This is a genomic window from Rhodococcus sp. A14 (assembly GCF_011603105.1).
GTDB classification, from domain to species: domain Bacteria; phylum Actinomycetota; class Actinomycetes; order Mycobacteriales; family Mycobacteriaceae; genus Rhodococcus_F; species Rhodococcus_F opacus.
In genome coordinates this window covers 46294-68549 of the sequence record NZ_JAAOQS010000014.1, presented here as the reverse complement: position 1 = coordinate 68549, position 22256 = coordinate 46294, and the positions used below count along the sequence as shown (strand labels likewise).

Annotated in this window: 21 protein-coding genes; 20 read left to right on the top strand and 1 reads right to left on the bottom strand. The window is 67.3% G+C overall.

Annotated elements, in window-relative coordinates:
* Positions 1–4 precede the first annotated feature (4 nt).
* Entirely contained in the window at positions 5–985 is a 981-nt protein-coding gene (gene tilS, locus G9373_RS10780) for a tRNA lysidine(34) synthetase TilS (RefSeq protein WP_120659837.1), read from the top strand.
* A 4-nt stretch (positions 986–989) separates the two neighbouring features.
* Entirely contained in the window at positions 990–1544 is a 555-nt protein-coding gene (hpt, locus tag G9373_RS10775; protein ID WP_005244976.1) for a hypoxanthine phosphoribosyltransferase, read from the top strand.
* Between the two features lie 15 nt (positions 1545–1559).
* On the opposite strand, the gene G9373_RS10770 is transcribed toward hpt, so the two are convergent.
* Positions 1560–3680, bottom strand: coding sequence for a serine/threonine-protein kinase (locus G9373_RS10770; protein WP_005574764.1), 2121 nt, complete (start codon positions 3678–3680; stop codon positions 1560–1562).
* Positions 3681–3844: 164 nt separating this feature from the next.
* Between G9373_RS10770 and G9373_RS10765 the strand changes: the two genes are divergently transcribed.
* The 18 genes from G9373_RS10765 to G9373_RS10680 all read left to right on the top strand — a co-directional run bounded on the left by G9373_RS10765 (position 3845) and on the right by G9373_RS10680 (position 22196).
* On the top strand, positions 3845–5191 hold the full coding sequence (locus tag G9373_RS10765; protein ID WP_005574765.1) for an amidase family protein: 1347 nt from the start codon (positions 3845–3847) through the stop codon (positions 5189–5191).
* 210 nt (positions 5192–5401) lie between these two features.
* Positions 5402–7672, top strand: a complete 2271-nt coding sequence (gene ftsH / locus G9373_RS10760; RefSeq protein WP_005574768.1) for an ATP-dependent zinc metalloprotease FtsH — start codon at positions 5402–5404, stop codon at positions 7670–7672.
* Between the two features lie 60 nt (positions 7673–7732).
* Entirely contained in the window at positions 7733–8350 is a 618-nt protein-coding gene (folE, locus tag G9373_RS10755) for a GTP cyclohydrolase I FolE (RefSeq protein ID WP_025431746.1), read from the top strand.
* Positions 8347–9204, top strand: a complete 858-nt coding sequence (gene folP / locus G9373_RS10750) for a dihydropteroate synthase (RefSeq protein WP_210460482.1) — start codon at positions 8347–8349, stop codon at positions 9202–9204. Before folE ends, folP begins: the two co-directional genes overlap by 4 nt.
* The gene (folB, locus tag G9373_RS10745) at positions 9197–9559 is read left to right on the top strand and encodes a dihydroneopterin aldolase (RefSeq protein ID WP_167115094.1); all 363 of its coding nucleotides are present in this window, start codon (positions 9197–9199) and stop codon (positions 9557–9559) included. Before folP ends, folB begins: the two co-directional genes overlap by 8 nt.
* Positions 9556–10068 carry a 2-amino-4-hydroxy-6-hydroxymethyldihydropteridine diphosphokinase gene (gene folK, locus G9373_RS10740; RefSeq protein ID WP_167115089.1) on the top strand — a complete coding sequence of 171 codons (513 nt, stop codon included), beginning with the start codon at positions 9556–9558 and terminating at the stop codon, positions 10066–10068. Before folB ends, folK begins: the two co-directional genes overlap by 4 nt.
* A 20-nt stretch (positions 10069–10088) precedes the next feature.
* Entirely contained in the window at positions 10089–10556 is a 468-nt protein-coding gene (locus tag G9373_RS10735) for a DUF3180 domain-containing protein (RefSeq protein ID WP_182624050.1), read from the top strand.
* A 70-nt stretch (positions 10557–10626) separates the two neighbouring features.
* Positions 10627–11583 (top strand): DUF6779 domain-containing protein, encoded by a 957-nt coding sequence (locus G9373_RS10730; protein ID WP_206032032.1) that lies wholly within the window; start codon positions 10627–10629, stop codon positions 11581–11583.
* 147 nt (positions 11584–11730) lie between these two features.
* On the top strand, positions 11731–12657 hold the full coding sequence (locus G9373_RS10725) for a DUF2520 domain-containing protein (protein ID WP_037242324.1): 927 nt from the start codon (positions 11731–11733) through the stop codon (positions 12655–12657).
* Between the two features lie 5 nt (positions 12658–12662).
* A complete protein-coding gene (gene panC, locus G9373_RS10720; RefSeq protein ID WP_054246599.1) occupies positions 12663–13595 on the top strand; it encodes a pantoate--beta-alanine ligase in 933 nt (310 codons plus the stop codon).
* A gap of 18 nt (positions 13596–13613) precedes the next feature.
* Positions 13614–14060 (top strand): aspartate 1-decarboxylase, encoded by a 447-nt coding sequence (gene panD, locus G9373_RS10715; RefSeq protein ID WP_005262154.1) that lies wholly within the window; start codon positions 13614–13616, stop codon positions 14058–14060.
* A 3-nt stretch (positions 14061–14063) separates the two neighbouring features.
* Complete coding sequence (locus G9373_RS10710; protein WP_005244962.1) at positions 14064–14879, top strand: type III pantothenate kinase; 816 nt, start codon at positions 14064–14066, stop codon at positions 14877–14879.
* A gap of 122 nt (positions 14880–15001) precedes the next feature.
* A complete protein-coding gene (locus G9373_RS10705; protein WP_005574778.1) occupies positions 15002–15535 on the top strand; it encodes a cysteine dioxygenase in 534 nt (177 codons plus the stop codon).
* On the top strand, positions 15532–15954 hold the full coding sequence (locus G9373_RS10700; RefSeq protein ID WP_005244960.1) for a rhodanese-like domain-containing protein: 423 nt from the start codon (positions 15532–15534) through the stop codon (positions 15952–15954). Before G9373_RS10705 ends, G9373_RS10700 begins: the two co-directional genes overlap by 4 nt.
* Before the next feature lie 61 nt (positions 15955–16015).
* Positions 16016–17527: a lysine--tRNA ligase gene (gene lysS, locus G9373_RS10695; RefSeq protein WP_167115083.1), complete on the top strand. Its 1512-nt coding sequence runs from the start codon at positions 16016–16018 to the stop codon at positions 17525–17527.
* A gap of 138 nt (positions 17528–17665) precedes the next feature.
* Positions 17666–18016 (top strand): Lsr2 family protein, encoded by a 351-nt coding sequence (locus tag G9373_RS10690; protein ID WP_005262159.1) that lies wholly within the window; start codon positions 17666–17668, stop codon positions 18014–18016.
* A gap of 100 nt (positions 18017–18116) precedes the next feature.
* Positions 18117–19052: an alpha/beta fold hydrolase gene (locus G9373_RS10685; RefSeq protein WP_043794042.1), complete on the top strand. Its 936-nt coding sequence runs from the start codon at positions 18117–18119 to the stop codon at positions 19050–19052.
* Positions 19053–19658: 606 nt separating this feature from the next.
* Positions 19659–22196: an ATP-dependent Clp protease ATP-binding subunit gene (locus G9373_RS10680; RefSeq protein ID WP_005244954.1), complete on the top strand. Its 2538-nt coding sequence runs from the start codon at positions 19659–19661 to the stop codon at positions 22194–22196.
* Positions 22197–22256: the final 60 nt, after the last annotated feature.

Genomic DNA, 22256 nt, shown 5'->3' with positions numbered 1-22256 from the left:
GCCGGTGACGCTGCTTCCCGAGGAGCCGGCGATCCTCGAGGTTCGTCACGCCGTGCGGCGCTGGATCGCGGCGCACGCCCCGGACGGCGAGATCGCGGTCGGGTTGTCGGGTGGTGCCGACTCACTGGCGCTGACCGCGGCGGCCGCCGCGGAGGCGCGTTCGGTGTGCGCCCTCGTCGTCGACCATCGGCTGCAGCCGGGATCGGCCGACGTGGCCGACGAGGCCGCGGCCCGTGCCCGAGCGCTCGGCTGCGCGTCCGCCGAGGTGCTTCCCGTCGATGTGACCGGGTCGGGCGGGCTCGAGGCGGCGGCCCGGCAGGCCCGTTACCGCGCCCTCGACGCGGCGCGCGGAACCCGCCCGGTGCTGTTGGGACACACCCTCGACGACCAGGCCGAAACGGTGTTGCTGGGGTTGTCGCGCGGTTCGGGGGGTCGATCCATCTGGGGGATGAGCGCGTACGACAGCCCGTGGGGTAGACCGCTGCTGGACGTGCGCCGCGCGGTGACCCGGCAGGCCTGCGTGGAACTGGGACTCAGCCCGCACGAGGATCCGCACAACGCCTCGCCCGACTTCGTGCGGGTGCGGCTGCGCACCGAGGTGCTCCCGCTGCTCGAGGACGTCCTGGGCGGCGGCGTCGCCGGGGCCCTCGCCCGCACCGGGGAACACCTGCGTGAGGAAGGGGCGGTCCTCGACGCGATGGCCGCCGACGCCGAGGCGAAAGTCGTGGTGAACGGCGAAATCGACGCGGCCCTACTCGTTCTGTCGGCGCCACCCGTCCGCAGGCGGGTGCTGCGCAGCTGGCTCCTCGCAGCCGGTGCGCGCGGTCTCGGAGACACGCAACTGCGGGCCGTGGACGACCTCGTCGCACGGTGGCGGGGACAGGGACAGGTGGCGATCGGGGGCGGAACACCGGACGCGAGGTTGGTGGTCCGCCGACGACGTGGCAGGCTGAACGTCGGATTGGACGACCGACGAAGGGTTTGATCGCGTGTACGAAGGCGACATCGCATCGGTACTGATCTCCGAGGACGAGATTCGTCGACGTACCGTCGAACTGGCCGAGGAGATCGCCAAGCGCTACCCGGAGGGTGCCCCGGAAGGGGATCTGCTCCTGGTGGGTGTCCTCAAGGGCGCCATCTTCTTCATGACCGACTTCGCGCGGGCCCTCCCCATCCCCACCCAGATGGAGTTCATGGCCGTCAGCTCCTACGGGTCGTCCACGTCGTCCTCCGGCGTCGTGCGCATCCTCAAGGACCTCGACAAGGACATCGCCGGCCGGCACGTGCTGATCGTCGAGGACATCATCGACTCCGGTCTGACGCTGTCCTGGCTGATGCGCAACCTGTCGAGCCGCAACCCGGCGTCCCTCGAGGTCGTCACGCTGCTGCGCAAGCCCGACGCCATCAAGGTCGACGTCAACGTCGCGAACGTCGGCTTCGACATCCCCAACGAATTCGTCGTCGGGTACGGCCTCGACTACGCCGAGCGGTACCGCGACCTGCCGTACATCGGGACCCTCGAGCCTTCCGTCTACGGCGGCTGATCTCCGCGCTGCTCGTCAGCGGACGGGTTCGTGCGACACGGCGAGCTCCAGCGCCCGCAGGTCCTGCTCCAGTTGCCGGAACAGCCAGTACACGCCGACGAACGCGAAGATGCCGCCGACGCACAGGATGCGGACCGCGATGATCACGAGCGTGATCTCGTCGGGCGACAGGAACGTCACCCCGGCCACACCGGCCAGCGGAACCGAAGCGGCCACCGCGAGATACAGCGTGCTCCGGCGGTCGAGGCCCCGCAGTTTGTGCGCGTCGGCGCTGCTGGCGATGTCCTGCGGCAGCAGGGTCGGGTAGATACAGCGCACCGCGAAGAACGCGACCACGAAGAACGGGTACGCCACCGACACGGCACCGCACACGATCAGTGATGCGATGAAGTGCACGTACGCGCCCGGCGGAACGTTCCCCGCCGCGAGTTGCAGGGAAATCGGATAGGCGATGCCCGCGATGACCCACAACCCGAACACCACCAGCACGACGCGGTCGCCGAGCAGCAGGGTGTCGGTGCGGGCCCGGGCCAGTGTCTGGCGGTCGTACGTTTTCCCCTTGCGCAGACCACGCGGAACGAGCAGCGGATATCGGCACCAGTAGAGCAGCATGATCGCGCCCAGCGGGAACGCAATCGAATTGATCACCAATTGGATCGATTCGAACGAGTGCTGGGCCTCCGGCGTCAGATTGCTGATGATCAGCATCTTGTTGTGGTGGTAGTTGTAGGCGCCGGCGAGAGCGTTCGGCACCGCGATACCGATCACCAGAATCGGGAGCGCGAAGCGGCGCAGCCGCATGCGCCAACTGTTCGGCGGCGGATCGACGAGGTCGCGGGCCCGGGGATTCAGGCACAGGTCGAATTGCTGGGCCAGTTCGGCACCGGACGACCACCGGTCCTCCGGCTTCGGTGCCAGACACGTCAGGAGTACCCGTCGCAGCGACGGCGGGCAGTCGTAGGGCAACTGGTCGAGGAACTCCGGGTCGATGTCGCGGCTGCGGCGGTCCAGCATCGCTTCGAGTGCGACGAGCGACTCGCTCGACACGTCCTCGTCCTCGAACGGACGCCGCCCGCACATCAGCTCCCACAACATCACGCCGAGCGCGAAGATGTCGCTGCGGGTGTCGAGGTCCGCCGCCGTCCCGGGCATACCGCGGTGACACGCCTCGAGTTGCTCGGGGGACATGTAGGCCAGGGATCCGCCGAAGTAGGCGAGCGGTGACGCGCCAGTGACGGTGTCGCTGAAACTGATGTTGAAATCGGCGAGCTTCGGCACCCCCTCGGCCGTCAGCAGGATGTTGGCGGGCTTGATGTCGCGGTGCAGGACGCCGCGCTTGCCGGCGTAGTCGAGGGCGTCCGCCAGTCGCCGCCCCAGCCACGCGATCGTCTCCGGCCAGGTCAGCGATGCGATCTCGTCCCGCACACTCGAGTCGGTGGGCCTGATCTCGCCCTTCTCCCGCATCTCCTCGTCGACCACATCCAGCAGCAGGCTGCCCGTCCGGTCCTGTTCCGGGGTGACGCGTACGCGGCGCAGAACCCGCAGCAGGGTGCCGCCCGGCAGGTACTGCATGTAGAGAAGGCGCAGTTCGCGGTCCTCGAGCAACCGCTGGTCGAACACGCGCACGATGTAGTTGTGGTCGAGCTGGGCGAGGGTCTGCGGCTCGTTCCCCTTGTCGTGCGAGATCTTCACCGCGACGAGTCGCTGCATCGACCGCTGCCGTGCCAGGAACACGCGGCCGAACGCGCCGCTGCCCAGGCCCATCAGCAGATCGAAGTCGTCGACCTGCTGTCCGACCTCGACATCGTCGAGCGCCGCATTGCCCGGCGGCGTGGTGATGAGCGTGTCCGGCTGGCGGGCGGTCACGGTCGGACCGGCGGCCGCGGTCTGTTCGGCGGCCGCGGTTTGCTCGGCGGGTGCGGTTTGCTCGGCCGCCGCGGTGTGTTCGGCGGCGGCGGTCTGCTCGGCGGTCATGGTCCGTGCGGACATGGTTTGCTCAGCAACCACCGTCGACGGTCCGGCCGCGACCGTCGCTTCGCTGCTCTCGTGTTCGGAGTTCGTGACTCCGACGGTCCGTTCGGCAGAGTCCGATCCAGCGGCCGATCCGTCTCTGCCCGACCCGTTTCCTCTGGTCATTGCACATCGAGGGTTCTACTGGGCGGGTTCTCTGGGCACATCGAGGTTGTCTGGAGCGGTGTGAAGAGTCCCATCCAGGGACAAGCGAATGGTAACCCCGCAGACCTACTGTATCCAGCGCGAATACTCGAAACGACTGCTTCCCTGCACCATATACTCGGGTGATGGGGGACTCCCCGTTCACCTCAGCCGTCGTCGTCGCCGAGCAGGTTCGCTCGGGCGTCTCGAGCCCGATGGAGCATGTCGAGGCCGCGCTCGCGGCCATCGACGAGCGTGAACCGAAGATTCAGGCGTTCGTCACGGTCCTCGCCGAACAGGCCCGAGCCGACGCCCTCGCCCTCTCTCGCCGGCCGGATCTGTCCACGCTTCCGCTGGCAGGAGTGCCCGTCGCGATCAAGGACGTCATTTCCGTGGCCGGACTGCCGATGCGCGAGGGATCGGGTGCGACCAGTGCCGAACCGAAGGTTTCCGATCACCCGGTCGTCGCGCGACTGCGGGCGGCGGGAGCGGTGGTCGTCGGCCTGACCACCCTCCCCGAGCTGGCGGTGTGGGGAACCACCGACGCGCCCGGCCACATCACCCGCAATCCGTGGAATCCGTCGCGGACCTGCGGGGGTTCGTCCGGGGGAGCGGCCGCCGCCGTGGCCGCGGGGATGGTGCCCCTGGCCCACGGGACCGACGGTCTGGGGTCGATCCGCATCCCCTCCGCGAACTGCGGAGTGTTCGGTATCAAACCGGGCAGGGGAGTGGTGCCGTCCGAACTCGGCGCCACCTCGTGGTTCGGGATGGCCGAGAACGGGCCCATCGCCACGACCGTCGACGACGCCGCTCTCATGCTGTCCGTCCTCGCCGACCGGCCCGAACTCGCGCGGATCGGCGCGTCGGAACCACTGCGGATCGCGGTGGCGGCAGGGTCGCCGACATTCCTGGCCACGGTCGATCCGCAGTGGCGGGATGCGGCCGTGCGCGCGGGCAGGGAACTGACCGGCTCGGGCCATGACGTCGAGCCTGCGACGTTGCCGTACCCGGTCAACCTGCTTCCCGTTCTCGCCCGCTGGACCGCGGGAACGGCCGCCGACGCGAAGGGGCTCGATCTGCGGCTACTGCAGCCGCGGACCCGCAGGCACGTCGCGGTGGGCCGCGCGCTGGGCCGGTTCGTCCGCCCCGAGCAGGTGGGCAGGCTCGAAGAGTCGCTGCGCGCATTCTTCGAGAACTACGACGTGGTGATCACACCCGCTCTCGCGCAGCCGCCGCTCGCGGCGACGACGTGGAGCGAGCGGTCGTGGCTGTCGAACATCGTGGCCAACGTGCGGTACGCCCCGTTCAGTGCGCTGTGGAATCTCGTCGGGTGGCCCGCGGCGAGTGTGCCCGTCGGCACGCACTCACACTCGGGCACACCGCTGGCCGTGCAGATCGCGGCACCGCCCGGAGGAGAGGCCAGGATCCTGGCCCTGGCCGCTCACATCGAGCGGGTGGGCGGCGGCTGGCCGAGGGTCGCGCCCGCGCGGTGAACTCCCGCACATTCGGACCCGGATCGAGTCCGAGGGAACCGATGGGCAATCGCATGCGTTGAAAGAAAGAGACCGCTCCCAACGGCGGTTGGCTGCTACCTGGAGTCGCCGGGGTGCCTTCGCGGTAACCTGGTTTGTCCGGTTGGCAGCCGGAAGGCGCACCCGGAAGACCCGCACTCTCGAAAGGACCGGCCATCTCGGCCGACCTGTATGAACCGTAAGACTGTGTTTCGAAACCTGGCGATAGTTGCCGGCATCCTGCTGGTGATCTACGCCTTCAGCTACTTCGGCAACGACACGCGCGGATTCAAGGGTGTCGACACCTCCGTGGCGATCGCGCAGCTCGACGCGAACAACGTCGACAAGGCGCAGATCGACGACCGGGAGCAGCAGGTCCGCCTGTGGCTGAAGGACGGCAACGACGCGACCGACGGCAAGACCGAGATCCTCGCGAAGTATCCGGCGTCGGCGTCCGAGCAGATCTTCAACGAGATCTCCGACAAGGGCCTGCAGAGCTACAACACCACGGTCACGCAGGAGAGCTGGCTCACGTCGATCCTGTTGTTCGTCCTGCCGATGGTGATCCTGCTCGGCATCTTCTTCTTCGTGATGAGCCGCATGCAGGGCGGTGGTCGCGGCGGCGTCATGGGCTTCGGCAAGTCGAAGGCCAAGCAGCTCAACAAGGACATGCCGAAGACCACGTTCGCCGACGTCGCGGGTGCGGACGAGGCCGTCGAAGAGCTGTACGAGATCAAGGACTTCCTGCAGAACCCGATGCGCTACCAGTCGCTGGGAGCGAAGATCCCGCGCGGTGTGCTGCTCTACGGGCCGCCCGGAACCGGTAAGACCCTCCTCGCCCGCGCGGTGGCAGGCGAGGCCGGTGTCCCGTTCTTTACGATCTCCGGTTCGGACTTCGTCGAGATGTTCGTCGGTGTGGGTGCGTCCCGTGTGCGCGACATGTTCGACCAGGCCAAGCAGAACAGCCCCTGCATCATCTTCGTCGACGAGATCGACGCCGTCGGACGCCAGCGTGGCGCGGGCCTCGGTGGCGGACACGACGAGCGCGAGCAGACCCTCAACCAGTTGCTGGTCGAGATGGACGGTTTCGGTGACCGCACCGGCGTCATCCTCATCGCCGCCACCAACCGCCCCGATATCCTGGACCCGGCGTTGCTGCGTCCGGGCCGCTTCGACCGGCAGATCCCCGTCGGCGCCCCCGATCTCGCCGGCCGTCGCGCCATCCTGAAGGTTCACTCGCAGGGCAAGCCGATCGACCAGCACGCCGACCTCGAAGGCCTGGCCAAGCGCACCGTCGGAATGTCGGGTGCCGATCTGGCCAACGTCATCAACGAGGCCGCGCTGCTCACCGCCCGCGAGAACGGCACCGTCATCACGGAGGCTGCGCTCGAGGAATCCGTCGACCGTGTCGTCGGCGGCCCGCGCCGCAAGAGCCGCATCATCAGCGAGCACGAGAAGAAGATCACCGCGTACCACGAGGGTGGGCACACGCTCGCCGCGTGGGCGATGCCCGACATCGAGCCCGTCTACAAGGTCACCATCCTCGCCCGCGGCCGCACCGGCGGTCACGCGATGACGGTGCCCGAGGACGACAAGGGCCTGATGACACGGTCCGAGATGATCGCTCGCCTCGTCATGGCGATGGGTGGCCGCGCGGCCGAGGAACTCGTGTTCCACGAGCCGACCACCGGTGCGTCCTCCGACATCGACATGGCGACGAAGATCGCGCGGTCGATGGTCACCGAGTACGGCATGAGCGCCAAGCTGGGTGCGGTGCGGTACGGCCAGGAGGGCGGAGACCCGTTCCTGGGCCGGTCGATGGGTCAGCAGTCCGACTACTCCCATGAGGTCGCACGCGAGATCGACGAAGAGGTCCGCAACCTCATCGAGGCCGCGCACACCGAGGCGTGGGCGATCCTCAACGAATACCGCGACGTGCTGGACATCCTGGCCACCGAGCTGCTCGAACGCGAGACGCTCACCCGCAAGGATCTCGAGAAGATCTTCCACAGCGTCGAGAAGCGCCCGCGCATCACCGCGTTCAACGACTTCGGCCACCGGACCCCGTCCGACAAGCCGCCGGTCAAGACGCCGCGGGAACTCGCGGTCGAGCGCGGCGAGCCGTGGCCCCAGCAGCCCGAGCCGGTGTTCGCCCAGCAGCAGTCGCAGCAGGCTCCGCCGCAGCAGCAGTACCCGCAGCCGGCACCCGCCAACGGCTACTCGCAGCCGGCACCGGCCAGGCCGCAGGGTGGGATGACGCAGCCGCGTCCGGACTACGGCGCCCCCGCGGGTTGGTCGGCTCCGGGCTGGCCGCCTCGCGATCCGGGCAACCAGAATCCGGAGGGCCAGTACTCCGGAAACCAGGGTCCGGGGAACCAGTGGAACCCACCGCACGAGCAGCGTGGCACCGGCGACGACGACGCGCAGACGAGGGCCTGGAAAGGACCGGACGGATCGAACTGATCCGCCCGACACTAGGCTGTTGCTTCGGGACGATCGGTCCCGGTACTGGAGGAGTTTCGGTTGTCGGTGAATCATCTCGGTAGTGAGCCCGTGGCGCTCGAGACAGGCCGGGTGTTCGATCAGCCGCGTGCCGAAGCTGCGGTGCGCGAACTGCTGATCGCGATCGGTGAAAACCCGGACCGTCCCGGACTCCGGGATACGCCCGCCCGCGTGGCGCGGTCGTACCGCGAGGTCTTCGCGGGCCTCTACACCGACCCGGACACCGTGCTGAACACGACGTTCGACGAGGGGCACCAGGAGCTGGTGCTCGTTCGCGACATTCCGCTGTACTCCACGTGTGAGCACCATCTCGTGTCGTTCCACGGGGTCGCCCACGTCGGGTACATCCCCGGTAAGACGGGCAAGGTGACCGGCCTGTCGAAGCTGGCGCGCGTGGTCGACCTGTACGCCAAGCGTCCGCAGGTGCAGGAGCGTCTGACCAGCCAGATCGCCGACGCTGTCATGCGCAAGCTGGACCCGCGCGGTGCGATCGTGGTCATCGAGGCCGAGCACCTGTGCATGGCGATGCGGGGGATCCGCAAGCCTGGTGCGAGTACCACCACCTCCGCGGTGCGTGGTCTGCTCCAGTCCAGCGCGGCCTCACGTTCCGAGGCTCTGGACCTTATTCTGCGGAAGTGACCGTGATCGAGTTGCCCGCGCCAGGCCGAACCGTGGTGATGGGCGTCCTGAACGTCACCACCGATTCCTTTTCCGACGGCGGACGTTTCCTCGATCGTGACGCGGCGCTCGCGCGCGGTCTGGAACTGAAGCGTCTCGGCGTCGACATCGTCGACGTCGGCGGCGAGTCCACCCGGCCGGGCGCGGCGCGGGTCGATCCCGACGTCGAAGCCGGTCGCGTCGCACCTGTGATCGCGGACCTGGTGGGCGAGGGCATCTGCGTCAGCGTGGACACGATGCGGGCGTCGGTCGCGGAGGTCGCGATCGAGGCGGGTGCGTCGATCATCAACGACGTCGCCGGTGGCCGTGCGGATGCGGCGATGGCCTCGGTCGTCGCGGACGCCGGAGTGCCGTGGATCCTGATGCACTGGCGTTCGGCTGCCGACTACGTGCACCGCGGCACCGCCGACCACTACGAGGACGTGGTCCGTGAGGTCCGGGACGAACTGATGACCCAGGTCGACCTGGCCGTGAAGGCCGGGGTGGATCCGGGTTCCCTGGTGCTGGATCCGGGTCTCGGATTCGCGAAGAACGCCGACCACAACTGGGCTCTGCTGAAGGCGCTGCCCGAGTTCAACGCGCTGGGATTCCCCGTCCTGATCGGCGCGTCCCGCAAGCGGTTCCTGGGTTCGCTGCTGGCGGATTCGGACGGGGAACCGCGCCCGCCCGCCGGCCGGGAGATCGCGACCGCCGTCGTCTCGGCGCTCGCCGCCACCCACGGAGCGTGGGGAGTGCGCGTGCACGACGCGCAGGGTTCCCTCGACGCCATCGCGGTCGCCGAGGCCTGGGCAAAGGGTGCAGCCGGACGTGAGTGATCGAATCGAGTTGCGCGGCTTGAAGGTGCGTGGCAATCACGGCGTCTTCGAACACGAGAAGCGGGACGGTCAGGACTTCTACGTCGACATCACCGTCTGGATGGACCTCGCCCCCGCCGCCGCATCGGACGACCTCGACGACACCCTCGACTACGGCGGACTGGCCGAGCACGCGGCCGCGATCGTCGCGGGACCCTCACGGGACCTCATCGAGACCGTCGCCGCGGAGATCGCGGACGGGGTGATGACCGACCCTCGTGTCCGGCGCACCGAGGTGGTGTTGCACAAGCCGTCCGCGCCGATCCCGCTGACCTTCGCGGACGTCGCGGTGGTCGCGCACAGGTCGCGGCCATGAGTCGCGCGGTGTTGTCGATCGGGTCGAACGTCGGCGACAGCCTCGCCCATCTGCAGTCCGTTCTCGACGGTCTGGGCGACGCGGTCGTGGCGGTCTCTCCGGTGTATTCGACGGCGCCGTGGGGCGGTGTCGAGCAGCAGGACTTCCTCAACGCGGTCCTCGTCGTCGACGATCCCGCACTCGACGGTTACGGCTGGCTGCGGCGCGGGCAGGAACTGGAGGTTGCCGCCGACCGGGTGCGGATCGAACGGTGGGGCCCGCGCACGCTCGACGTCGACGTCGTCACGTGCGACGACGTCCGCAGCGACGACCCGAAACTGACGTTGCCGCACCCGAGAGCGCACGAGCGTGCCTTCGTGCTGATTCCGTGGCTGGACGTCGAACCCGACGCCGTGCTGCCGGTCGACGGGACTACGACCCGGGTGGACGCGCTGCTGCCACTGCTGGGCGACGAGGAACGCGCCGGTGTGCACCGGACGCAGCTCGTTCTGGACCGGCGGTCGCGATGAAGCCGGAACCGACGGGCACGATGAAACCCACCCGGATCTGGGATCTGCTGTTCCTGGCCGCTCTCGCCGTCGCCGCCACCTGGATTCTGGTCCGTGTGTTCTACGGTTCGTTTCCGCCGATTCCCGTGTACGCCGGGGCGTCGCTGTATCCGGTCGCGCTGATCGAGGTCGTGCTCGCGTTCATGGTGCGATCCCGGGTCAGCAACCATCAGGTGGGCGACGGACCGCGTCAGCTGCACCCGATCACCGCCGCCCGGGTGGCGGCGCTCGCCAAGGCGTCCGCGCTCGTCGGTGCCGCGACGGCCGGGGTGTGGGGCGGCTTCCTGCTGTACCTGCTTCCGCAGCGTTCGGTGCTCCGGGCCGCGGGCTCGGACACTCCCGGCGCGTGGGTGGGCCTCGTCGCCGCACTGGCCCTCGTCGGCGCGGCACTGTGGCTGGAACACTGCTGCCGCACCCCCGACGACCCCTCGGACGAGCCGGCGCATTGAGGACATGGAGGATCGCCGCAGGTCCGATGGAATGCGCGGTGCACCCTTCGCGGCCAAGTACCCTGGCACCATGACGAATCCTGGTCGCCTCAAGTCTGCGCGCCGCAACAAGCGCAGCGCGAGCCAGATGATCGTTGCGGGGTTGCTCGCCCTTGCGGTGATCGCGTCCCTCTTCCTGATCTTCAGCGACAGCGTCCAACTCCTGCGAGTGGGCCTGGTCGCCGCGCTGTGGGCTGCCACGGTCGGTGCCATCGCCATGACGAAGTACCGGCGCGAGTCGGCGCTCGACAAGGCGAAGGTCAACGACCTGCAGACCGTCTATGAGTTGCAGCTCGAGCGGGAGATCTCGGCACGGCGCGAATACGAGCTCACCGTCGAGAAGCGGGTGCGCAGCGACGTGCGCGCCGACGCCGAAGAACTCGCCGCGCTGCGTGCCGAACTCGCGTCGCTCCGCAAGAATCTCGAGGCCCTGTTCGACGGCGCGATGCCGACCGAACGGATTGCGCTGCGGGCGGATTCGACGCGTGTGCAGGAACTCGCAGGCGGGTCGTACAGCAGCTATCAGCCGGCTGCGTCGGGCCTGTACATCCCGGGAGCAGGGCATGCCGCCGGGGCCGGGCATCAGAGCGGTTCCGCCCAGTCGTCTCACCACTTCGCGAATCCGGACGACGATCCGGTCACCGCCGAGACGTCCATCGTGGAACCCGCCTACGCCGGGCAGACCGAACCCGAGATCGAGGTCGAACCGGAACCGGAGCCCGAGCCGGTTGCCGAGACCCGGCCGGCACCCGAGCCGGAGCCTGTCGCCCCGGTCGAGCCCGAATCGGTCCCCGAGCCCGACTCAAAGGCAGAGGCAGAGGCTGAGGCAGAGCCCGAAGCGCGGCAGGGCCGCCGTCGGGCGCCCGAGGACGACGAACCGTCGGGTGCGCACTCGAACGGGCTGTCCGTCGCCGAGATCATGGCCAACATGCAGTCGGCATCCGGGACCGGCCAGAGCACCGGTGGCCGGCGTCGCCGGGCCGAGTAAGGCCGGACGCGCCCGAGGATCAACCCGCATCGTGTGAGGCATATATCACTCTGCCGGCGCATGGCGGGGTGCGTTCGAGCCGGGCTATCCTCACCCTGGAACGTCTGGTACCCGCCGAGCGGGACTGGAACGAACGAGAGGACGAAGGTGACCTCTTTCGGGATCACTAATGGCCCTGCGCCTGCGAGGTTGACGGTAGGAATCGTCTCCGCCGGCCGGGTCGGTACAGCAATCGGTGCCGCGTTGGAGCGGGCGGGTCACGTCGTCGTCGCCTGCTCGGCTGTCTCCGACGCTTCACGTCACCGGGCACGGACCCGGCTCCCCGAGACCGAGATTCTGCCGGTGGCCGAGGTCGCGGCCCGCTCCGAGCTGCTCATTCTCGCCGTCCCCGACGCCGAACTGCCGTCACTGATCGCGGGGTTGGCCTCCACCCGTGCGGTGCCGAGTCGCGCGATCGTGGCGCACACCTCCGGCGCGAACGGCATCGGGATCCTCGACCCCCTCACCGAGCAGGGTGTCGTTCCGCTCGCGATTCACCCCGCAATGACGTTCACCGGGCACGACGAGGACACCGTCCGTCTCGCGTCCGCCTGTTTCGGCATCACTGCCGCCGACGACATCGGTTACGCGATCGCACAGTCGCTGGTCCTCGAGATCGGCGGCGAGCCCGTCCGGGTCCGCGAGGACATGCGACCGCTGTACCACGCCGCTCTCGCGCACGGCAGCAACCACCTGGTGACGCTCGTCGTCGACGCCGTGGCCGCGCTGCGCGTCGCCCTCGAAGGCCAGGAACTGCTCGGCCAGGAGCTGATCGGCGACGATCCGAACGGCCTGGCCGAACGAGTCCTCCAGCCGCTGCTCTCCGCGGCGCTCGACAACGCCCTGCGGCGCGGGCCGTCGGCACTGACCGGGCCGGTCGCGCGGGGCGATTCGGAAGCGGTTGCCACGCATCTGCGGGTACTCGAAGAGGTCGATCCGCGGATCGCGGCCGGCTACCGTGCCCTGTCTCTGAGGTCGGCGCAACGCGCCGGCGCGACACCTGAACTGCTGGAAATCCTGGAAGACCGGAGGTGAGTTCCGTGAGCGATCTGCAGGGCGGATACAAGCGCGGCGAACTGACCGTGCACCACGACCCGAACGTGCTGACCCGGGTCTCGAAGGCGCTCCGCGGTGTCGGCCGCCAGGTCGCGCTCGTGCCGACGATGGGAGCCCTCCACACGGGTCACCTGGAACTGGTGCGGCAGGCCAAGCTCACCGGCGCGGTGGTGATCGTCTCGATCTTCGTCAACCCGTTGCAGTTCGGCGCCGGCGAAGACCTCGACGCCTACCCGCGCACCCTCGACGCCGATCTCGAACTGCTGCGCGAGGCCGGAGTCGAGCTGGCGTTCGTGCCCACCGCAGCCACCATGTACCCGGCAGGACCGCGGACCACGATCCATCCCGGACCGCTGGGTGCCGAGCTGGAGGGCGCGTCCCGGCCGACGCACTTCGCGGGCATGCTCACCGTCGTCGCCAAGCTGCTGCAGATCGCGGCGCCGAACGTCGCGTATTTCGGCGAGAAGGACTACCAGCAGCTGACGCTGATCCGGCAGATGGTGACCGACCTGAACTTCGACGTCCGGATCTTCGGCGTGCCCACGGTGCGTGAACACGACGGTCTGGCACTGTCCTCGCGCAACCGCTACCTCGACGAGGCGCAGCGCACCGCGGCGACGGCACTGTCCGCGGCGCTCATCGCCGGCGCCCACGCCGCGGCCGGTGGCGCCGAGGCGATCCTGGCCACCGCGCGCGAGGTGCTGGCCTCCGTCCCGGAGGTGGAGGTCGACTACCTCGAAGTGCGGGGCGTCGATCTCGGCCCCGCCCCCGAACGAGGCGACGGCCGGCTGCTCGTCGCCGCCAAGCTCGGAACCACCCGATTGATCGACAACGTCGGTGTCGCCGTCGGCACCGGTTTCCTCGAACGCGACGCCGAACCACCGTCGGGCGCGGCCACAGAACTTCTTTCCCGCTAGAAGAGTAAGGACCGGAACATGTTTCGCACCATGATGAAGTCGAAGATCCACCGCGCCACCGTCACACACGCCGACCTGCACTACGTGGGCTCGGTGACGGTCGACCAGGATCTGATGGACGCCGCCGACCTCCTCGAGGGCGAGCAGGTGTGCATCGTCGACATCGACAACGGCGCGCGGCTCGAAACCTATGTGATCGCCGGCGAGCGGGGAAGTGGCGTCATCGGGATCAACGGTGCGGCAGCGCATCTGGTCAAGCCCGGCGACCTCGTCATCCTCATCGCCTACGGCGTCATGAACGAGCAGGAGGTGCGCGACTACGAGCCGCGCGTCGTGTTCGTCGACGCCGCCAACTCGCCGATCGAGCTCGGTGCCGACCCGGCGCACGCGCCGGAGGGCTCCGGTCTCATCACCCCGCGCATGCTGTCGACGCTCGACGCCGAGCGCGAATCCAGTTTGGTGTAACCCATGCTCCTCACCGTCGACGTCCGGAACACGAACATCGTTCTCGGACTGTTCACCGGTACCGGTGAACACTCGAAGTTGGTGCAGGACTGGCGGATGCGCACCGACGCGAGGATGACGGCCGACGAGCTGGCCCTCATCTTCCGGGGGCTCCTCGGCGCGCACACCGATCAGATCACCGGTGTGTCCGCGCTGTCGACGGTGCCGTCGGTGCTGCGGGAGATCCGCGTGATGCTGACGCGGTACTGGGGGCACGTCCCGCACGTGCTGGTGGAACCCGGGGTGCGAACCGGTGTTCCGCTGCTCGTCGACAACCCCAAGGAGGTGGGCGCCGACCGGATCGTGAACAGTCTTGCGGCGCATCACCTCTACGACGCACCGTGCATCGTGGTCGACTTCGGGACGTCCACGTGCGTCGACGTCGTGTCCGCCAAGGGTGAGTTCCTCGGCGGCGCCATCGCGCCGGGCCTCGAGATCTCCTCGGACGCACTCGCGTCGCAGTCGGCGGCTCTGCGCAAGGTCGAACTGGTGCGTCCCCGCTCCGTCGTCGGCAAGAACACCGTCGAGTGCATGCAGTCGGGTGCGGTGTTCGGTTTCGCCGGGCTCGTCGACGGGCTGGTCCGCCGCGTACGCAAGGAACTGCCCGCCTTCTCCGGTTCCGACGTGGTGGTGATCGCGACCGGTGACCGCGCGCCGCTGATCATGCCCGAGACGGAAACCGTCGACGAGCACGAACCGGATCTCACGCTCGAAGGGCTGCGCCTGGTCTACGAGCGGAATCAGGCTCGCCGGGGGGCGCGTCGCAGCCCGCTCGAGTGACGGGTTCCCTCTTCGCGGAAGTTATGTCAGAATGGTCCCCGTGAATCTCTGCACGAGTGCTCAGGAGTGTTGTCGAGGCTGAACGCTGCCTTGACCAATTCACACTTCTGGGAGTCTCTCTCGTGCTCGCAACGTATTCTTCTGCATCTGTACCCACCCGTCTTCGCCCGGCTGACCTGCTGCGCATCACCGACCAGGGTGCTTCCGAGGTCCTCGACGGCCGCCACGACGTCCTGCTCCCGCAGAGCTGGCCCACCCACGAGCGCTGGTCGACCCGGCTCTACTCGGACGACGACGTCGACGTCTGGCTGATCAGCTGGGTTCCCGACCTGAACACCGAATTGCACGACCACGCAGGCTCTTTCGGCGCGCTCACCGTTCTCAGCGGCGCGTTGTCCGAGTTCCGTTGGGCGGGTGACCGTCTGCGTCACCGCACTCTCGAGGCAGGCGATCAGGCCTCGTTCCCGCTCGGCTGGGTTCACGACGTCGTGCGGGCGCCGGACGCACCGGGGGCGGAGGTGGTGACGCCGACGCTGAGCGTGCACGCCTACTCGCCGCCGCTGTCGGCCATGTCCTATTACGAGGTCACCGACCACGGCACGCTGCGCCGTACCCGGACCGAGCTCACCGATCTCCCCGAGGGTGGTTCGAAGTGAACATCGACCAGATGCTCGAAGAGGCCCGCACCCAGATCGACCGCATGTACGCATTCGAGCTGCCCGAGGCCGTGGCTCGCGGCGCGATCGTGGTGGACATCCGCCCGCAGGCGCAGCGAGCGATCGAGGGAACGCTTCCCGGTGCGCTCGCGATCGAACGCAACGTTCTCGAGTGGCGTTGCGATCCCACCAGCTCGGCGCACCTGGCGCTGGCAGTGGACCACGACGTCGAGTGGATCATCGTCTGCTCCGAGGGCTACACGTCGAGTCTCGCCGCGGCGGCGCTGCAGCAGCTGGGTCTGCACAAGGCGACCGATCTCGTCGGCGGGTACAAGGCGATCAAGGCGGCGGGACTGCTGGGCTCCCTCATCGCCACGCAGCACTGCGTGCGGGAGCTGGCCACCGTCTCGGCTCACTGACCTCTGAACTCACTGACCTCTGAATAGGGGCACGCGCGGGCGTCGATTAGGCTGGTGACCCGTGAGTGAAGTAGCAGCCCAGCCAGTCGACGACACCCCCGAGCAGCTTCGGATCCGCCAGGAGAAGCGTGAGCGCATCCTCGCGGAGGGACGCGAGGCGTACCCGGTGTCGGTGGCGCGCACCCACTCGCTGGCGGAGATCCGGGCCAAGTACCCGGAACTCGAGCCCGACACGGCCACCGGTGACCAGGTCGGCGTCGTCGGCCGGGTGATCTTCGTGCGCAACACGGGCAAGTTGTGCTTCGCGACGCTGCAGGAAGGCGACGGAACCCAGCTGCAGGCGATGATCAGTCTCGCCGCGGTCGGGGAGGACGCTCTGGCCTCGTGGAAGGCCGATGTCGACCTCGGTGACTTCGTGTTCGTGCACGGTGAGGTGATCAGTTCGCGTCGCGGTGAGCTGAGCGTCATGGCCGATTCGTGGCAGATCGCGTCCAAGTCGCTCCGGCCGCTGCCGGTTGCGCACAAGGAGATGAACGAGGAGTCGCGGGTCCGGCAGCGCTACGCCGATCTGATCGTGCGCTCCGAGGCGCGGGAGAATGCGCGTAAGCGGGTGGCTGTCGTCCGTGAGCTCCGGAACGCGCTCGAGCGTCGCGGGTTCCTCGAGGTCGAGACGCCGATGCTGCAGACGGTGGCGGGTGGCGCGGCGGCCCGTCCCTTCATCACGCGTTCCAATGCCCTCGATATCGATCTCTACCTCCGTATCGCGCCCGAACTGTTCCTGAAGCGGTGCGTCGTCGGCGGTATCGAGAAGGTCTTCGAGATCAACCGGAATTTCCGCAACGAGGGTGTCGACTCGACGCACTCGCCGGAATTCGCGATGCTCGAGACGTACGAGGCGTACGGCACGTACGACGATTCCGCCGTCATGATCCGCGAACTCGTCCAGGAAGTGGCGCAGGCCGCTTTCGGTTCGCAGGTCGTCACTCTCGCCGACGGCACCGAATACGACTTCAGTGGTGAATGGAAGACCCTCGAGATGTACCCGTCGCTGTCGCAGGCGATCGGTGTCGAGGTCACTCCGTATAGCACCGTCGAGGATTTACTGGCGCTCGCCGAGAAGGTAGGCCTGGAGGTCCCCAAGGACAAGGGGTACGGGCACGGAAAGCTCGTCGAGGAACTGTGGGAGCACCAGTGCGGCGACCAGTTGTTCGAGCCGACGTTCGTCCGTGATTTCCCGGTCGAGACGTCGCCGCTGACTCGTGACCACCGCAGCAAGGCCGGGGTGACCGAGAAGTGGGACCTCTACATCCGCGGGTTCGAGTTGGCCACGGGCTATTCGGAATTGGTCGATCCGGTCATCCAGCGTGAGCGGTTCGTCGATCAGGCGCGTCTCGCGTCGGCCGGCGACGACGAGGCGATGGCCCTCGACGAAGAATTCCTCGCCGCAATGGAGCAGGGAATGCCGCCGACTACCGGTACCGGAATGGGAATCGACCGTCTGCTCATGGCTTTGACGGGATTGGGAATCCGCGAAACAATCCTCTTTCCCATTGTTCGTCCTTCCACTCGCTGATTCACCAGGGTGAATTCGCGCGGATAAATTCGATCCATTCCTCGTATTCCGAATCGGAAGAACAGGGGTATGGTTATCTCCGGGTCGTAGCTCACGTTGACGATGAGACGTCGCTTCATTCGAGAGGAATTTCATCCCATGGCTAAGAAGGTCACTGTCACCCTGATCGACGATGTCGATCAAGAGGCGTCTGCCGACGAGACGGTCGAGTTCGGACTCGACGGTGTTCAGTACGAGATCGACCTTTCCTCGGAGAATGCGGCGAAATTGCGCGAGCAGCTCGACGTGTGGGTTTCCCACGCGCGCAAGGTGAGCTCGCGCAAGCGCGGCAAGACCGTGGCGGCTCCGGCCGCCACCAAGTCCCGAGTTTCGGTCGATCGGGAACAGAGCGCCGCTATCCGGGAATGGGCGCGCAAGAACAACAAAAAGGTTTCTGCGCGCGGGCGTATCTCCGCGGAAATTATCGACGCCTACAACAAGGCGAACTGAAAGTTAGCTGGGGACCGAATTCGCTGATTCGCTCCGCGACGTGACCTGGACTGTTACCGTCCCGCACTGATCCGTTAATCGGGAAGTTCGGGGGGTAGCTGTGCGGCGCTGCGTGACCGTTTCAGTGATTCTGTTCCTGGCGTTCGTGATGTGGTCCGGGGTGGCGTCCGCAGCGCCTACCTATCCGGTGCCGGATTCCTTCCTCGCCGGAGTGCCCCTCGAATTGGGAAATCCGGGCGGTTCGGCCCCGGGTTCGAACGACTGGTCCTGCGTGCCGAGTGACGCGCATCCCGAACCGGTGGTCCTCGTCCACGGGACGGGAGGCGCACGCCAGACCAACTGGGCGGTATACGCGCCGCTTCTCGCCAACGAGGGCTACTGCGTGTATTCCCTCACCTACGGCAACTTCCCCGAACTGCCGTGGCCGCTCGATGCGATCGGCGGGATGACTCCCATCGACACCGGCACCGCTCAGATCGCCACGTTCGTCGATCAGGTGCTGTCGAGCACGGGGGCCTCGAAAGTCGATCTCGTCGGACATTCCCAGGGCACCCTGCAGGCGAACAACTACGTGAAGTTCTTCGGCGGCGCAGACAAGGTCTCGAAGATCGTGTCACTGGCACCGCCGTGGCACGGAACGTACGGCAACGATCAGATCAGCGTCGGGCGGTCCATGCGGGCGCTCGGCATCGACGACGAGGTGGCGGCAGGTTTCCCCGTCTGTGGGGCCTGCCCCGAGATGTTCCAGGGGTCCGCGTTCATCGACCGCATGCGGGCGGACGGGGTCTACGTTCCCGGCATCGAGTACACGAATATCGCCACCCGCTACGACGAACTGGTCGTCCCGTACACGAGCGGCATCGAGCCGGGTCCGAACACCACGAACATCGTCGTCCAGGACGATTGCGAGCAGGACTACTCCGACCACGTCGCCGTCGCCGGTTCGGCACGGGCCGCCGGATTCGTGCTCAACGCGCTCGATCCCGCCCACCCGCGCGACGTGCCGTGCCGTTTCGTCGCCCCCGTCGCGGGGTAGCCCTTTCTCGCCTCCTAGCCGGTTACCGGGGGAGTCTTGAGCAACCCGCTGGGTAACGGCGGCCGACGCCGGCGGAAAGGTATGGGTGGCGAACTCACAGCTCATCGACATACCCTGTCCGGACACGCAGGTCTCGCTTCCTTCGGGGAACGGGTCGCGAACTTCGCGGGCAAGAGGTTGTCGCATTTCTGCGACACCACGGTCACGACGTACCCGCAGGGTCCCGTCCAGGTACGTCTGGATGGTGAACAACTGGAAAGAAGTGTCCATTCGAGCCAGTCCCGGCGGCTACGAAATGGTGGTCCACATCGGCATCGCGGAGCCTGTTCGCTCCAGGCGTACAGCGAACGGGAAACGATTGCCGGAGCTGGGGCGTTAAATACGGGTAAGCAGGCCTGCTCGTCCATCTAATGGGGTGGAGGGGCAGCAGGTCGATCGGCAGCCAACTAGAGTAATAGCTGGGGTCGTGGAACCTTCGTCGGTTCGGGGCCTTCGGCCCTCGGAGCAGGCGCTGGCGATCTGCTTGTAGTGCCGGAGCGAAACGCGGCGAACAGGGACGAGACACCCGGTCTCGTGACTGCACGTCGGAAAGTGTGAGGGAGAGCGATGTTCGAGAGGTTCACCGATCGCGCACGGCGCGTTGTTGTCCTGGCTCAAGAAGAAGCCAGGATGCTCAACCACAACTACATCGGTACGGAGCACATCCTGCTCGGCCTCATTCACGAGGGCGAAGGTGTCGCTGCCAAGTCGCTGGAGTCGTTGGGCATCTCCCTCGAAGGAGTGCGCAGCCAGGTCGAGGAGATCATCGGCCAGGGCCAGCAGGCCCCGTCCGGCCACATCCCCTTCACCCCGCGTGCCAAAAAAGTCCTGGAGCTCAGCCTGCGCGAGGCACTGCAGCTCGGACACAACTACATCGGTACGGAGCACATCCTGCTCGGCCTCATCCGCGAGGGTGAAGGCGTCGCAGCGCAGGTGCTGGTCAAGCTCGGTGCCGACCTCAATCGGGTGCGTCAGCAGGTGATCCAGCTGCTCTCCGGCTACCAAGGCAAGGAGCCGGCCGAGGCCGGCGGCACTCGCGGCGAGGCGGGCACCCCGTCCACGTCGCTGGTGCTCGACCAGTTCGGTCGCAACCTCACCCAGGCCGCCCTCGAAGGCAAGCTCGACCCCGTCATCGGCCGCTCGAAGGAAATCGAGCGCGTCATGCAGGTGCTGTCGCGCCGTACCAAGAACAACCCGGTGCTGATCGGCGAGCCCGGTGTCGGTAAGACCGCCGTCGTCGAGGGTCTCGCTCAGGCCATCGTCAACGGCGAGGTCCCCGAGACGCTCAAGGACAAGCAGCTGTACACGCTCGACCTCGGGTCGCTCGTGGCCGGCAGCCGTTACCGCGGTGACTTCGAAGAGCGCCTGAAGAAGGTCCTCAAGGAGATCAACACCCGCGGCGACATCATCCTGTTCATCGACGAGCTGCACACCCTCGTGGGTGCAGGCGCGGCCGAGGGCGCCATCGACGCGGCCTCGATCCTCAAGCCGAAGCTCGCCCGCGGTGAGCTGCAGACCATCGGTGCCACCACCCTCGACGAGTACCGCAAGTACATCGAGAAGGACGCCGCACTCGAGCGCCGCTTCCAGCCGGTGCAGGTCGGCGAGCCGACGGTGGAACACACCATCGAGATCCTCAAGGGTCTTCGCGACCGTTACGAGGCGCACCACCGCGTGTCCATCACGGACGGTGCACTCGTCGCCGCGGCCACCCTGGCCGATCGCTACATCAACGACCGCTTCCTGCCGGACAAGGCCATCGACCTCATCGACGAGGCCGGAGCCCGGATGCGCATCCGCCGGATGACCGCACCGCCGGACCTCCGCGAGTTCGACGACAAGATCGCCGACGCCCGCCGCGAGAAGGAGTCCGCGATCGACGCGCAGGACTTCGAGAAGGCCGCGAACCTGCGCGACAAGGAGAAGACCCTCGTCGCTCAGCGTGCAGAGCGGGAGAAGCAGTGGCGTTCCGGTGACCTGGACGTCATCGCCGAGGTCGACGACGAGCAGATCGCCGAGGTCCTGGGTAACTGGACCGGCATCCCCGTGTTCAAGCTCACCGAGGAGGAGACCACGCGTCTGCTCCGCATGGAGGAGGAGCTGCACAAGCGGATCATCGGTCAGGAAGACGCGGTCAAGGCTGTCGCCAAGGCCATCCGTCGTACCCGTGCCGGCCTGAAGGACCCGAAGCGTCCGTCCGGTTCGTTCATCTTCGCCGGCCCGTCCGGTGTCGGTAAGACCGAGCTGGCCAAGTCGCTCGCCAACTTCCTGTTCGGTGAGGACGACGCTCTCATCCAGATCGACATGGGTGAGTTCCACGACCGCTTCACCGCGTCGCGGCTGTTCGGTGCCCCTCCCGGCTACGTCGGCTACGAAGAGGGCGGCCAGCTCACCGAGAAGGTGCGCCGCAAGCCGTTCAGCGTGGTGCTGTTCGACGAGATCGAGAAGGCACACCAGGAGATCTACAACACGCTCCTGCAGGTGCTCGAAGACGGCCGTCTCACCGACGGTCAGGGCCGGACCGTGGACTTCAAGAACACGGTGCTCATCTTCACCTCGAACCTCGGTACCTCGGACATCTCCAAGGCTGTGGGTCTCGGCTTCACGTCCGGTAAGGGCGACGAGTCGAACTACGAGCGGATGAAGCTCAAGGTCCACGACGAGCTGAAGAAGCACTTCCGTCCCGAGTTCCTCAACCGCATCGACGACATCGTCGTGTTCCACCAGCTCACCACCGAGCAGATCGTTCAGATGGTGGACCTGATGGTGGCACGCGTCGAGGTGGCCTTGAAGAACAAGGACATGACGATGGAGGTCACCGACAAGGCCAAGTCGCTGCTGGCCAAGCGTGGCTTCGATCCGGTCCTGGGTGCGCGGCCGCTGCGTCGCACCATCCAGCGCGAGATCGAGGACCAGCTGTCGGAGAAGATTCTCTTCGGCGAGGTCGGCCCCGGTCAGATCGTGTACGTCGACGTCGAGAACTGGGACGGCGAAGGCGCGGGCGAGGACGCGAAGTTCACGTTCCGCGGCGAGACGAAGCCGGTCACGGTCCCCGACGAGGTTCCGGTCGACCTGGCCAAGTCGGGCGCAGCAGACTCGGAGTAGACAAGGCAGTAGTCGAACGACAACGGGCCGCCGGTGGTTTCCACCGGCGGCCCGTTCGTG